Origin of the sequence: Corallococcus macrosporus DSM 14697 (assembly GCF_002305895.1) — a bacterium.
Taxonomy (GTDB): Bacteria; Myxococcota; Myxococcia; order Myxococcales; family Myxococcaceae; genus Myxococcus; species Myxococcus macrosporus.
In genome coordinates, this window is record NZ_CP022203.1 from 7,292,753 (window position 1) to 7,305,265 (window position 12,513).

General features: G+C 72.2%; 11 protein-coding genes. 5 read left to right on the forward strand and 6 right to left on the reverse strand.

Going from position 1 to position 12,513, the window contains the following annotated elements; translation table 11 throughout:
* Positions 1-33 precede the first annotated feature (33 nt).
* Positions 34-1,416 carry a HAMP domain-containing sensor histidine kinase gene (locus tag MYMAC_RS29395; protein WP_095960478.1) on the reverse strand — a complete coding sequence of 461 codons (1,383 nt, stop codon included), beginning with the start codon at positions 1,414-1,416 and terminating at the stop codon, positions 34-36.
* Between the two features lie 251 nt (positions 1,417-1,667).
* Here MYMAC_RS29395 and MYMAC_RS29400 point away from each other — a divergent pair, with 251 nt between their 5' ends.
* From MYMAC_RS29400 to nhaA, 3 genes are all read left to right on the forward strand, one after another.
* The gene (locus tag MYMAC_RS29400; protein ID WP_013938257.1) at positions 1,668-2,135 is read left to right on the forward strand and encodes a (2Fe-2S)-binding protein; all 468 of its coding nucleotides are present in this window, start codon (positions 1,668-1,670) and stop codon (positions 2,133-2,135) included.
* Positions 2,132-4,345 (forward strand): xanthine dehydrogenase family protein molybdopterin-binding subunit, encoded by a 2,214-nt coding sequence (locus tag MYMAC_RS29405; RefSeq protein ID WP_095960479.1) that lies wholly within the window; start codon positions 2,132-2,134, stop codon positions 4,343-4,345. The genes MYMAC_RS29400 and MYMAC_RS29405 overlap by 4 nt, the downstream gene beginning before the upstream one ends.
* A 310-nt stretch (positions 4,346-4,655) precedes the next feature.
* Entirely contained in the window at positions 4,656-6,068 is a 1,413-nt protein-coding gene (gene nhaA, locus MYMAC_RS29410) for a Na+/H+ antiporter NhaA (RefSeq protein WP_013938255.1), read from the forward strand.
* Here the strand turns inward: nhaA and MYMAC_RS29415 are convergent.
* Positions 6,001-6,984 (reverse strand): LysR family transcriptional regulator, encoded by a 984-nt coding sequence (locus MYMAC_RS29415; RefSeq protein ID WP_239989078.1) that lies wholly within the window; start codon positions 6,982-6,984, stop codon positions 6,001-6,003. The two genes, nhaA and MYMAC_RS29415, sit on opposite strands and share 68 nt — an antisense overlap.
* Positions 6,985-7,090: 106 nt before the next feature.
* Between MYMAC_RS29415 and budA the strand changes: the two genes are divergently transcribed.
* Both budA and MYMAC_RS29425 read left to right on the forward strand, forming a co-directional pair.
* A complete protein-coding gene (gene budA / locus MYMAC_RS29420; protein ID WP_095960481.1) occupies positions 7,091-7,972 on the forward strand; it encodes an acetolactate decarboxylase in 882 nt (293 codons plus the stop codon).
* Positions 7,973-8,144: 172 nt separating this feature from the next.
* Positions 8,145-8,990, forward strand: a complete 846-nt coding sequence (locus tag MYMAC_RS29425; protein WP_095960482.1) for an alpha/beta hydrolase — start codon at positions 8,145-8,147, stop codon at positions 8,988-8,990.
* A 71-nt stretch (positions 8,991-9,061) separates the two neighbouring features.
* On the opposite strand, the gene MYMAC_RS29430 is transcribed toward MYMAC_RS29425, so the two are convergent.
* From MYMAC_RS29430 to MYMAC_RS29445, 4 genes are all read right to left on the reverse strand, one after another.
* Positions 9,062-9,481: a VOC family protein gene (locus MYMAC_RS29430; protein WP_095960483.1), complete on the reverse strand. Its 420-nt coding sequence runs from the start codon at positions 9,479-9,481 to the stop codon at positions 9,062-9,064.
* A 94-nt stretch (positions 9,482-9,575) separates the two neighbouring features.
* A complete protein-coding gene (locus tag MYMAC_RS29435) occupies positions 9,576-10,553 on the reverse strand; it encodes a sigma-70 family RNA polymerase sigma factor (RefSeq protein ID WP_043710373.1) in 978 nt (325 codons plus the stop codon).
* A 32-nt stretch (positions 10,554-10,585) separates the two neighbouring features.
* The gene (locus MYMAC_RS29440) at positions 10,586-11,254 is read right to left on the reverse strand and encodes an Isoquinoline 1-oxidoreductase subunit (protein WP_095960484.1); all 669 of its coding nucleotides are present in this window, start codon (positions 11,252-11,254) and stop codon (positions 10,586-10,588) included.
* Entirely contained in the window at positions 11,251-12,501 is a 1,251-nt protein-coding gene (locus MYMAC_RS29445; RefSeq protein ID WP_095960485.1) for an NAD(P)/FAD-dependent oxidoreductase, read from the reverse strand. The genes MYMAC_RS29440 and MYMAC_RS29445 overlap by 4 nt, the downstream gene beginning before the upstream one ends.
* Positions 12,502-12,513: the final 12 nt, after the last annotated feature.

Sequence of the window (12,513 nt, forward strand, 5' to 3'; positions counted from 1 at the left end):
GCGCCGTGAGCCAGCCTCCCCTGCGCCCCGGCCCTACCCGGAGCGCGGCAGGCGGAGCCGGAACGTGGACCCCGTCCCGAGGACGCTCTCCACCTCGATGTCCCCCCCGTGCGCGCGGGCAATCCGGCGGGACACGGAGAGCCCCAGCCCCACGCCCGGGATGTCCTTCGTCGCGGCCCGGCTGCGCTGGAAGGGCTCGAAGAGGGTGCCCAGCTCCCCGGGCGGAATCCCCACGCCCTGGTCCGTCACGGACACCACGGCCTCGCGCCCCGTGGACTCCAGCCGCAGCGCCACCACGCCGCCCTGGGGCGAGTACTTGATGGCGTTGCTCACCAGGTTGGTGAGCACCTGCGACAGCCGCGTGGAATCACACCGCCACGGCACGGGCGCGTCCGGCACGGAGAACTCCAGCCGGTGGTGCTCGCTGGACGGCCGGTGGAGCTCCACCACCTCCTCCACCAGCCCGCGCAAGTCACACTCCTCCAGCCGCAGCTCCAGGTTCCCCGCCTCGATGCGCGTGCGGTCCAGGAGGTCGCCCACCATGCGCTCCAGCCGGTCCACCTGGTTGGAGATGCGCACCAGCGAGTCCCGCACCTTCTCCGGCGGCGGCGCCGTCTTCGCGCGCAGCAGCATCTGCGCGGACAGCTTCAGCGCGTTGAGCGGCGTGCGCAGGTCATGCGCCACGCCCGCCAGGAACTGGAGCTGCCGGGCGTCCTGGCTGGAGACGGTCTCCGCCATGTCGTTGAACTCGGCGCCAATCTCCTGGAGCTCGGGAGGCCCCGCGCGCGCCACCCGGGATTCGCGCCGGCCTGACTTGAAGGCGCTCAACGCCCGGCGGATGGCCACCAGCGGCCGGTAGATGCGCGTCTGCGCGATGGCGAGGAACAGCACCACGCCGGCCAGCACCGCCGCCGCGAGCAGCGTCCCGATGAGCCGCCCCGTCCTGCGCACCGCGGTCGCCTCGTCACGCGCCGCGCGCGCCCGCGCGATGCTGGAGTCCATCACCGCCCGCGTCGCGTCCACGGCCTGCGCCAGCCGCAGCCGCCGGTCCGACTCCGGCGCATGGAGATAGGCCTCCACGCTCCTGCGGGAGGCCGCCACCAGCCCGCGCTCCACCTCCGTCTCCGTGTACAGCTCCACGTGCGCCAGCCGCTCCGGCACCTCGCGCAGCAGCGCGTCCACGCCAATGGAGGGCCCGATATCCGCGGGCCCGATGCCCTCCACCTCATGGGCGTACTGGAGCAGCAGCAGCGTGATTTCCAGCTCGGCCGCCGCGCGCACCCGCTCCGCCGCGTCGATGAGGCTGGTGGTCTGCCGCTGAAGCAGGGTGGTCATCCAGAAGAGCCCCCCCGCGGACCCCAGCCCCAGGACCGCAAGGAGTACCGCTCCAAGGGTGAGGAAGGTCCGCAACCGCATCACGCCCTCCTGGGGAAAGCCCCACCCTACCTGATGCGTGGCCCGGACGGGCACCCTTGCCCGCCGTCCCGCGAACGACATCCAACGGCATCCATGACCCGCGCTGCACGCGCCTTCATCGGGATGTGCACTGCTTCACGGCCTGGCAACCTGATGGCGGGATATCGCGTCGCCAGGACACATCTCCTCTGGCCGGCCGCATGCGTACGCTACGCTGCGCGGTCCACCGTCTCCCGGGAGGAGCAGGCGTCATGGCCTTCACGCTGAACGTCAACGGCCAGGAGCACACCATCGACGCGCCCGAGGACACGCCCCTCCTCTACGTCCTTCGCGACGAGCTGGGGCTCCACGGCGCCCGGTATGGCTGCGGCGTGGGCCAGTGCGGCGCGTGTACGGTGTTGAGCAATGGCGCGCCGCTGCGCTCCTGCGTCGTGCCAGCGGCCCGCCTGCGGGAACGCAACCTCACCACCGTGGAGGGCTTGCGAGGGCCGGACGGAGCGCAGCACGCGCTCCACCGCGCCTTCGTGGCCGAGCAGGCGGGCCAGTGCGCCTACTGCATCCCCGGCATGGTGATGACGGCGGCGGCCCTGCTGAAGGCGAAGCCCCGCCCCACCGAGGCGGAGCTTCGCGCGGCGCTGGACGCGAACCTGTGCCGGTGTGGCTCGCACAACCGCATCGTCCGGGCCATCCAGCGCGCCGCGGAGGAGCTGGCGCGATGAGCCTCCGCCCGAGCCGCCGCGAGGTCCTCCAGGGCTCGCTGCTCCTGGCCTTCGCCCTCACGGGCCCGCGCGCCCTGGGCGCGGCGCCGGGAGGCGCGGGGCTTCCTGGGAGCCTGCGACGCAACCCGCGGCTCGACGCGTGGCTGCGCATCGGCGCGGACGGCGGCGTCACCCTGAAGACGGGCAAGGTGGAGCTGGGCCAGGGCATCCTGACGGCGCTGGGGCAGCTCTGCGCGGACGAGCTGGACATCGACCTGTCACGGCTGATGGTCATCTCCGGTGACACCGAGCTGTCGCCGTACGAGGGGACCACCGCCGGCAGCAACTCCGTCTCCGAGGGCGGCAGGGCGGTGCGCCATGCGTCCGCCGAGGTCCGCGCCATCCTCCTGGACATGGCCAGCAAGCAGCTTGGCATCCCCGTGGAGCACCTGCGCGTGCGGGACGGGACCATCCGGGCTGGCGGCGCGAAGGGGGCCTCCGTCACGTACTGGAGCCTCGTGGGCGGCAAGGCGCTGAGTCGCGAGGCGACGGGGACGGTGAAGCCCAAGCCGCCCATCGCGCGCCACCACGCGGGCCGCTCGGTGCCGCGCCTGGACCTGCCGGGAAAGATTGCTGGAGAGGCCAGCTTCGTGCACGACCTCCGGCCCGCCAACCTGGTGCATGGGCGCGTCATCCGCGCGCCGTCGCACGGCGCCTCGCTGCTGGAGGTGGGCGCCGCGGCCGTGGAGCGGATGCCTGGCGTGCGCAAGGTGGTCCGTGACGGTGACTTCCTGGGCGTCATCGCCACGAAGGAGTGGCAGGCCATCCAGGCCGCGGCGGCCCTGGCGCGGAGCGCGCGCTGGCGCGAAGAGGCCACCCTGCCCGCGGACCCGTACGCCTGGCTGCTGGCACAGCCCAGCCGCGACTTCCTCATCGAGGACACCGTCCGGCCCACCGACGTCGCGCCCACCCGCACGCTGGAGGCGCAATACAGGCGGCCCTACCAGATGCATGGCGCCATCGGCCCGTCCTGCGCGGTGGCGGAGTGGGACGGCGAGCGCCTCACGCTCCACACCCACAGCCAGAGCGTCTTCGAGACCAGCGCGGCCATCGCGAGGATGCTCCGCGTCCCGGTGGACCACGTCCACGGCAAGCACCTGCCCGGCTCCGGCTGCTACGGCCACAACGGCGCGGACGACGCCGCCGCCGACGCGGCGCTGCTCGCCCGCGCCCTGCCCGGCCACGCGGTGCGGGTGCAGTGGTCCCGCGAGGACGAACACGCCTGCGAGCCCTACGGCTCCGCCATGGTGATGAAGGCGCGCGCGGGCGTGGACGCGGAAGGCAACGTGCTCGACTGGCATTATGAGCTCTGGTCCACGCCCCACGGCACGCGGCCGGGAGGACACCCCGGAAACCTCCTGGCGGGGCGCTCTCTCGCGTCCCCCACGCCCATGCCCACGCCGGGCAACGGCGGCCCGCCGAACTACGCCGCGGACCGCAACGCCATCCCGCTCTACGGCTTCCCGGGCCGGAAGGTGATGACCCACTTCATCCCCCGGATGCCCTTGCGCGTCTCCTCGCTCCGGGGCCTGGGCGCGTACGGCAACGTCTTCGCCATCGAGTCCTTCATGGATGAGCTGGCCCATGCCGCGAAGGTGGACCCGGTGGCCTTCCGGCTCCGGCAGCTCCAGGACGCGCGCGCGAAGGCCGTCATCCAGAAGGCGGCGGAGCGCTTCGGATGGACGGCGGCGCCCAGGGCGCGGGGGCACGGGCGCGGCATCGGCTTCGCGCGCTACAAGAACCTCGCGAGCTACTGCGCCGTCTGCATGGAAGTGCGCGTCGACCCGGAGACACACGCCATCCAGGTCCTGCGCGCGGTGCTGGCCGCGGACGCGGGCGAAATCGTCAATCCGGATGGGCTCTCCAACCAGCTCGAGGGTGGGCTCATCCAGTCACTGAGCTGGAGCCTCAAGGAGGCGGTCCGCTACGACGCGCGGCGCGTCACCTCGCGAGACTGGCGCAGCTACCCCATCCTCACGTTCTCGGAGGTGCCGCCCATCGACGTCGCGCTCATCGAGCGTCCGGGGGAGCCCCTCCTGGGCGTGGGCGAGGCGGCCCAGGGCCCCACGTCGGCGGCGCTGGCCAACGCCCTCTTCGATGCCACGGGGGCGAGGCTGCGGGAGCTGCCGCTGACGCCGGAGCGGCTGGCCGCGGCGCTCCAAGGGCGCTGAGGCCGCGGCGCGCCTGCGCGAAGCCCGGAGCACGTCAGGCCCTCGCAGCACGGGACCAGGCACGTTCACCGGCAGTGCGCCACCGCCGGTGGAGCCCAGCCAGGGGCGGGTTGCGTCGCCACGCATCCCCGCTGGCGCCACACCGGGAAAGCAAGCCCACGGCGAGCTCGCCCCATGTCGACAATGCTCGACGGAGACCGCGCGCCATGTGAATGTGTTTCCCCACGTGAAGGGTGCGGCGATGCACGCCGCAGGAACGGGATGGTCGGGCCGCCATCCCCGCTGGCGACACCGCCGGCAGGGATAGCGCATGTCCACGACCACGCCACCGGGGCAGGCTCCCCATCCGCCCGAGGCCTGGGCCCCCTTGCTTCGCCTCTCCCGCCTCGCGAGCCGGCCGGTGGAGCGCTTCCTCCACATCGAGGCGGCCAGCGGCATCCTGCTGCTCGTGGCCGCGGCGGTCGCCCTCCTGTGGGCGAACTCCCCCTGGGCGGAGAGCTACGCGCACTTCTGGCACACGCCGCTGGGAATCCGCGTCGGTGACTTCACCTTCGAGCGCAGCCTCGAATGGGTGGTCAATGACGGCCTGATGGCCATCTTCTTCTTCGTCGTGGGCATGGAGATTCGCCGCGAGGTCCACCAGGGCGAGCTTTCGGAGTTGCGCCGCGCCGCGCTCCCCGCCGCCGCGGCGCTGGGTGGAATGCTCGCTCCGGCGGGCCTCTACCTGCTCCTGGCGGACACGCCCGCCACCCGCTCGGGCTGGGGCGTTCCCATGGCCACGGACATCGCGTTCGCGGTGGGCATCCTCACGCTCCTGGGGAGCCGGGTGCCGCCGGCCCTGCGCGTGCTCCTGCTGGCGCTCGCCGTCATCGACGACCTGGGCGCCATCATCGTCATCGCGCTGTTCTACTCGTCGGGCGTGGCCGTCACGGGGCTGCTCGTCGCGGCGCTGGGAATCCTGGGGGTCTTCGCGATGCAGCGGTTCGGCGTGCGCTCGAAGTGGGCCTACGTCGTTCCGGCGTTCATCGCCTGGGCCGGCGTCTATTCCGCGGGAATCCATCCGACGATTGCGGGGGTCATCGTCGGGCTCATCACCCCGGTGCGCGTCTGGCTCGGTCCGGAGGGGTTCATCACCGGAGCTCGGACCGAGCTCGAGCACATCGCCCAGGCGCAGCCGGGCACGCTGTCCTCGCACCACCTCTCGGAGACCTTGCGCCGCGTGGACGCCGCGCGCCGTGAGGCCATGTCGCCTTCGGAGAGCCTGATCGCCACGCTGCACCCCTGGGTCGCCTTCGGCATCATGCCGGTGTTCGCGCTCGCGAACGCGGGCGTGTCGATTCAAGCCGGGCCGCTGGACCCGTCCGCGTGGGCCGTGGCCACGGCGGCCACCGTGGGGCTCCTGGTGGGCAAGCCGCTGGGCGTCGTCGGGGCCTGCTGGCTCGCGCTGAAGCTGCGGCTCGCGACGCTGCCACGGGGCCTGGGCGTCCGGGACCTCCTGGTGCTGGGGACCACCGCGGGCATCGGCTTCACCATGGCCCTGTTCATCGCGCAGCTGGCCTTCACGAATTCGGAGCTCCTCGCCGCCGCCAAGCTGGGCGTGCTGGCCGCGAGCGGCGCCGCGGCCGTCCTGGCGCTCATCCTGGGCCGGCTGCTCCTCAACGCCGGGTCGAGGCCCGGCGCCGCGACGTCCGTGGAGGAGGCCGAGCGCTCGACGGAGCTGTGACGGCTTGCGCGGGCGGCGGGCCTGAATCCCCCAGCCGCTCGCTCAAGAAGTCGACGAACACGCGCGTCTTCATCGGCAGGAAGCGCGCGTGCGGGTACACCGCCCAGACCCAGCTATCCGCCACGCGCCACGAAGCCAGGACCTCGACCAGCCGGCCCGCCTCCAGGTCCTGGCCCATCACGAAGTCCGCGAGCAGCGTGATGCCACAGCCGCCGAGCGCCGCCTGCCGGAGCGCCTCCGCGTTGTCGGCGCGGAGCAGGGGCTCCACGGCCACCTGGGTCCGCCGTCCGCCCCGAATCAGCACCCACGGGAGTTCCTTCATCCGCGGCGCGAACTGGAGGCAGGCATGAGCGCGCAGGTCGGCCGGCGTGAGCGGCGTCCCCTTGCGTCGCAGGTACTCGGGTGACGCGCACAGGCGGCGGCGGTTCAGCGCCAGGCGGCGCGCCACGTAGTCGCCACTGCGCAAGTCGCCGATCCGCACCCCCACGTCGATGCGCTGCTCGACCAGGTCGATGTAGCGGTCCTCCATCGTCACCTCCAACCGCAGCAGCGGGTAGCGGCGCATGAACTCCGGCAGCAGGGGCGCGACGCGAAGCTGACCATAGAGGTTGGGCAGGGACACGCGCAGCAGGCCCCGGGGCTGCGCGGAGAACGCGGACACCGCGGCGTCGGCCTCGTCGGCGCGCGCCAGCACATCCAGGCAGCGCTCCAGGTACAACGCCCCGGCCTCGGTGAGCGCGACACGCCGGGTGGTGCGCTGCAACAGCCGGCAGCCGAGCGCCCGCTCCAGGTGCGCGATGCGTCGGCTGAGCGCGGAGGGGCTGAGCCCCAGCTCGCCCGCGGCGGCGACGAAGCTGTGCCGGGTGGCGACGGCGACGAAGGCGCGCATGCCGCCGAGGCGATCGGTATCGAGCATCGGCATTGCTGCACCGTACGCAACATCCTGATGCGTTTCACCCCGATTGTGCCAGCAGCCTCGGCGGTCCAATTCTTCCGCTCCCCCCGACGAGGAGCTTCGCGCCATGCCCGACTCGCCCCCCTCCCCTCGCGACACCGTATCCGCGCGCGGTCCTGTCCCAGGACACGCCCGCCGCGCCGCTGGGCTCGCCCTGCTCCTGGGCGCGTCACTGGCGCAGGCCGAGCAGGCGGTGCCTGGGGACGTGGTCCACCAGTTCGCCCCAGCCGCTGGATTCATGGCCGGCGTGCACGAAGGCCCGACGCGCTTCGGCGAGCTGCTCCGGCTCGGTGATTTCGGCACCGGCGCGCTCAGCCCCACGGACGGCGAGGTCATCATCCTGGACGGCGTCGTGTGGCACGCAGCCGTGGACGGCGAGCTGCGGCGCCTGCCAGCCGATGCGCGGACCTCCTTCGCCACCCTCAAGCGATTCGTCCCGGACCGCCGGCTCACCCTCCCCGCCGTCGCTGACTTCAGCGCCTTCGCGAAGGCGCTGGATGCGCGGCTCGGTTCCCGGAACCACTTCCACGCCGTGCGCATCGATGGCCGCTTCCAGCACATGAAGCTGCGCAGCGTGCCGCGCCAGAAGCCGCCCTACCCCAACATGCGGGCGCTCCTCGCGCAGCAGCAGGTCTACGAAGCCAAGGATGTCACGGGCACCCTCGTGGGCTTCCGGTTCCCCAGCTACGTGGCCGGCGTCATCATCCCCGGGTGGCACTTCCACTTCGTGGACGCGGACCGGAAGCTGGGAGGCCATGTCCTGGACCTGCGCGCCAACCCGCTCACCGCGCAGCTCGACAGCAGCCGGGCCCTGTCGCTGGTGCTGCCCGATGACCCGCTGTTCAACGCCGCCCCCATCGACGAAGCCCAGACCGCGCCCGCCGCGGCGGGCCCAGACAACCCCACGTCGAGTCCTCCCACTCCGTCGCCGGCGCGCCAGAAGCCCTGACCCTCACCCCTGGCGGCATCGAGGTCTTCCGAGATGCCGCAGGGCGCCCATCACTTCGAGGTGCGCTGACCCGTGCCCATGCGTCCGGAGGCCCCTGGTGGGGCATGCGGGGCGCGGGGCAGTATCCCGGTCGCGAGCAACGAGGGCTCGCCGAACGCGGAGGGAGCAGGTGATGCGGACATTGATGAAGTGCATGGGGCTGCTGTTGCTCGTCCTCGGGTGCGCGTGCGCGAGCACCCGGCCCGCTGTGCTCGAGCCCGTACCGCCCCACCAGACCTTCACCCTCGAGTCCGCGAAGCTGAAGGAGACCCGCCACATCACCGTCTATCTGCCGCCGGGCTACGCGGCGACGCCGGAGGCACGCTTCCCGGTGCTCTACATGCCCGACGGAGGGCTGAAGGAGGACTTCCCGCACCTGGCCACCACCGTCGACGCGGCCATCCGCGCGGGCGAACTGCGGCCCCTCATCATCGTGGGCATCGAGAACACCGTGCGGCGGCGGGACATGACGGGCCCGACCACGGTGGCTTCGGACCGGGAGGTGGCCCCTGTCATTGGAGGCTCGGCGGAGTTCCGCGCCTTCATCCACGAGGAGCTGATGCCGGAGGTGGAGCGCCGCTACCGGGTGACGCGGGAGCGGGCCATCATCGGCGAGTCGCTCGCGGGCTACTTCATCGTGGAGACGTTCTTCCTCCAGCCGGAGCTGTTCGACACCTACCTCGCGCTGAGCCCCAGCCTGTGGTGGAACGCGGAGTCCTTGGTGAAGGAGGCGGGTGAGCGGCTCGCGGCCCGGCCCGACCTGCGCGCGGGGCTCTACGTGTCCTCCGCCGATGAGACGGACATCGTCCCCGCCGTGGCGCGGCTGGGTGAGGTCCTCCGCGCCAGCGCGCCCCCGGGACTGAAGTGGGAGGTCGAGCCCCGGCCGGACCTGCGCCACGACAACATCTACCGGAAGAGCTCGCCCGGCGTGCTGCGCAAGTGGCTGCCGCCAGTGAAGACGGCCGAAGGCTCGCACTGACGGGCCCGCGTGTGCCGCGCCAGCGCCACGCGGAGGCCCGGGGCCCCCGCGCGGCGCGAGACGCCCGCGGCCTACTGCGGCGGCATCTGGCCCGGGTCCATCCAGGCCAACTCCCAGTGGTGGCCGTCCGGGTCGTAGAAGCTGCCGCCGTACATGAAGCCGAGGTCCATGGCCTCCGCCGCGGGAGAGCCGCCGTTCGCCAGCGCGATCTTCACCATCTCGTCGACCTCCGCCTTGCTGTCGGCGGACAGCGCGTAGGTGCCCGCGGTGCTCTGGGTCGCGTCGTGCAGGGGCTTCTTGATGAAGTCCTTGAAGCGGGTGTGCGTGAGGAGCATCACGAACGCGTCCTCGCCCACCACCATGCAGGTGGCGTTCTCGTCGGTGAAGTCCTTGTTGAACTCGAAGCCGAGCCTGGTGAAGAAGTCGACCGAGCGCTTCAGGTCGGCCACGGGCAGGTTGAGGAAGAGCTTGCGGGGACGGCTGACCTTCATGTTCGCCTCCAGGGAGGGTGGGTTTTGAAGGTTGAGACTGCCCGGCCGCCCCGAAATCATCGGTCCTTTTCCAGGAAGATTTTCGCCGCCCCACCTACCGGGGGAGCTCCAGGGGGAGGCCGAAGCGCGGGAACAACGTCTTCGTGTCGAGGAAGTGGGTCATTGCCGCGATGCGTCCACCGGACAGCTCCAGGACGATGAGCGACCACGGCGTGTAGGGCTCCCCCTCACTGCTCGCGTGGTACTGGCCAAAGGCCGGTGAGCCACAGGCCGAGGTCGGCACCAGCCGGGAGCCCCGGCAGACGGCTCCCCTTCCCAGGAACCAGCCACGAATGGACTCGTGCCCCTGGAGCCACAGCGAGAAGGGAGGCATATTCAGGGTCACCTCCTCGTGGAGCAGCGCGGTGAAGGCGTCCATGTCGTAGCGCTCGAACGCGTCCACGTAGCGGTCCAGCAACGCCGCCTGGGCGTCGGACTGCGGCGCCTGGTAGTCGGAGTCATCCAGCCCCAGGTCCGACAGCGTCACCCGGGCGCGCTGGAGCGCGCTGTTGACCGAGGCCACCGACGTCTCCAGCGTCTCGGCGATTTCGGCGGCGGGCCAGCCCAGGACCTCGGCCAGCAGGAGCACCGCGCGCTGCTTCGGCGGCAGGTGCTGGAGCGCCGCGAGGAACGCGAGCCGGATGCTCTGACGCAGCGACACCTGCTCGGACGGGTCCACGTCCGACGGCACGGCCAGCGCGTCTGGGATGGGCTCAATCCAGCTGTTCGCGGGCAGCGGCGTCAGCGGCCCGTCAATGGAGTACGCGGGCCCCAGCTCCATGGGCCGCGCGCGGCGACCGCTCGCCGACAACGCGTCCATGCACACGCGGGTGGCGATGGTGTACAGCCAGGTCCGGACCGACGAGCGCCCCTCGAACCGGTCCATCGCGCGCCAGGCGCGGACCATCGTCTCCTGGACGGCGTCATCCGCTTCCGAGATGGACCCCAGCATGCGGTAGCAATGGCCGACGAGCGCCGCGCGGTGCTCCTCGAAGGCGAACACCTGATTCCTCGAATCCGGAAGGTCCTTCATCGAAGGGGGTCTATCAGGCCCACCCGGTCGTGTCAGGGGCGCGGGCAGACCGCGCCCGTGTCAATCCACGCGCGGATCAACTCACCAAACGCACGCTGCGTCCCTGGCACGGGCTCCAGGCCAGCGCCCGGCTCCCACCCCCAGCCCACCAGGACGTCCTCGGCCATGTGGTGGTGCAGCGCCTCCAGGGACTTGCCGCCGTTGCGCGCGGGGTCCTTGAGCTGCTCGCAAATCTTCCCCAGGGGCACGCCCACCCAGGCCATCTCCGCCGGGGCCAGCGCCCACTTCGGGTTGCCCGGCACGCTGCGCACCGTCGCCCCCACCAGCGGCGTGTTCCGCTCCTGGTGACACGCGGTGCACGGCAGGGCGGGCGTTCCATGCCCCGAAGGGCCCCCCGCCACGGCGGGCACGTGCGGCCGCTGGTCCATGCCCTGCCGGGGGACTCCATCCGCGGGGTGGCAGTTGACGCAGCGGGGGTGCGTTATCACGCGCCCCGCCTCGACGAAGAGCGCGGCCGACCGCTGCCTCTCATCCGCGATGCCAGCGAACGCGGACACCGGCCGCAGTGACGCCCCCGCCGCGCGCGCCTGCGCCCGCGCCGCCGGGGGTTCGGCCGGCTCGGGTGCGCTCTTGGCGGATTTGCAGCCCGCCGCGGCGAGCGTGGCGCCCAGCAGGATGGCCATGCGTCCCAGGTGTCTCATCCGTGCTCCAGCTCCCTCAGGACGGCCTCCGCGGCGCGGCGGCCCGACATCAGCGCGCCGTCGATGGAGGCATTGTCGCGGTGGTCTCCACATACGAACAGGCCCGGTGACAGCCGCACCGGCCGGCGTGGCGGCTCCAGCGCCTCGGGCGGCTGCGCGGGCAGCGCGAGCGGAAGCGCGTAGGTGCGCAGGTGCCGCCACGCGGACACCGCGGGACCGAACCAGTCCGCCAGCTCCGCGCGCACCTCGGCCTGCAGCGTGTCCAGGTCCGGCGTGGCGCCGACGACGGACACGGACACGAGCGCCTGTCCGCGAGGCGCGTACGCGGGTGAGACCTCGCTCATCACCGCCACGTTGTTCACCCGGCCCCGGCCCTCGCCGTTGAGCAGCAGCCAGGGGCCCTCCACGGGGGGCTCCGGCGCGGCGAAGTAGAGGCACGTCACCCGGTTCATCAGCGGAGGCACCATGCCCGGCAGCAGCCCCACGGCGCTCGCCGGGTCGGTGGCCACCACCACCGCCCTGGCGCCAATCAGCTCTCCGTCCGCCAGGCGCACGCGGTGCCCCCACACGTCCGACACGGGCGCGCGCATCCGCAGCATGCCCGCTGGCAGCCTCGCGGCGAGCTGCTCCGGGATGACGCCCATCCCCGACTCGGGGACCGCCGCGTACCCGCTGGCGAACATGCGGAAGACGAACTCCAGGAAGCGGCTGGAGGTGGACAGCTCCTTCTCCAGGAAGATGCCCGCGAAGAAGGGGCGCAGGAACGACTCGCGCAGCGCCTCCGTGAAGCCCAGCTCGTCCAGGTAGCGCCGCGACGTGCGCGACGGGCGCTGCCACACGTCCTCCACTTCCCCCGAGAGCGCGAGCTGCCGCAGCTCCAGCACGCGCAGCTTGTCCCCGAACGTCCCCACGGGGGCGAACAGGTGGGTGAGCGCGTCCACGGGCCGGCGCAGCGGGTCCGCCACCGTGTGAAACCTGCCACCCCGCCGCACCCGGGCGCCGGGGATGAACCGGCGCAGCGACAGCGCCTCCAGGTCCAGGGTGCGCCGGCCCTCCGGATACGCGGCCAGGTACACCTGGAAGCCCCTGTCTAGCAGGAAGCCCTCATGGACATCCGTGCGGACCCTGCCCCCGGGTGCGTCGCTTCCCTCCAGCAGCAACACCTTCACCCGTGACGCGACGAGCGCCCGCGCGCACGCCAGCCCCGCGAGTCCCGCACCGACGACGATGACCTCCGGATTCGGCACCGCGCTCCTCCC

Excerpts from the sequence above, each read along its gene's own strand:
- budA (WP_095960481.1), top strand. The coding sequence starts at position 7,091 with ATGCCCGACTCGCCCCCCTCCCCTCGCGACACCGTATCCGCGCGCGGT.
- MYMAC_RS29430 (WP_095960483.1), bottom strand. The coding sequence starts at position 9,481 with ATGAAGGTCAGCCGTCCCCGCAAGCTCTTCCTCAACCTGCCCGTGGCC.
- MYMAC_RS29415 (WP_239989078.1), bottom strand. The coding sequence starts at position 6,984 with ATGCTCGATACCGATCGCCTCGGCGGCATGCGCGCCTTCGTCGCCGTC.
- nhaA (WP_013938255.1), top strand. The coding sequence starts at position 4,656 with ATGTCCACGACCACGCCACCGGGGCAGGCTCCCCATCCGCCCGAGGCC.
- MYMAC_RS29435 (WP_043710373.1), bottom strand. The coding sequence starts at position 10,553 with ATGAAGGACCTTCCGGATTCGAGGAATCAGGTGTTCGCCTTCGAGGAG.
- MYMAC_RS29425 (WP_095960482.1), top strand. The coding sequence starts at position 8,145 with ATGCGGACATTGATGAAGTGCATGGGGCTGCTGTTGCTCGTCCTCGGG.
- MYMAC_RS29405 (WP_095960479.1), top strand. The coding sequence starts at position 2,132 with ATGAGCCTCCGCCCGAGCCGCCGCGAGGTCCTCCAGGGCTCGCTGCTC.
- MYMAC_RS29440 (WP_095960484.1), bottom strand. The coding sequence starts at position 11,254 with ATGAGACACCTGGGACGCATGGCCATCCTGCTGGGCGCCACGCTCGCC.
- MYMAC_RS29395 (WP_095960478.1), bottom strand. The coding sequence starts at position 1,416 with ATGCGGTTGCGGACCTTCCTCACCCTTGGAGCGGTACTCCTTGCGGTC.
- MYMAC_RS29400 (WP_013938257.1), top strand. The coding sequence starts at position 1,668 with ATGGCCTTCACGCTGAACGTCAACGGCCAGGAGCACACCATCGACGCG.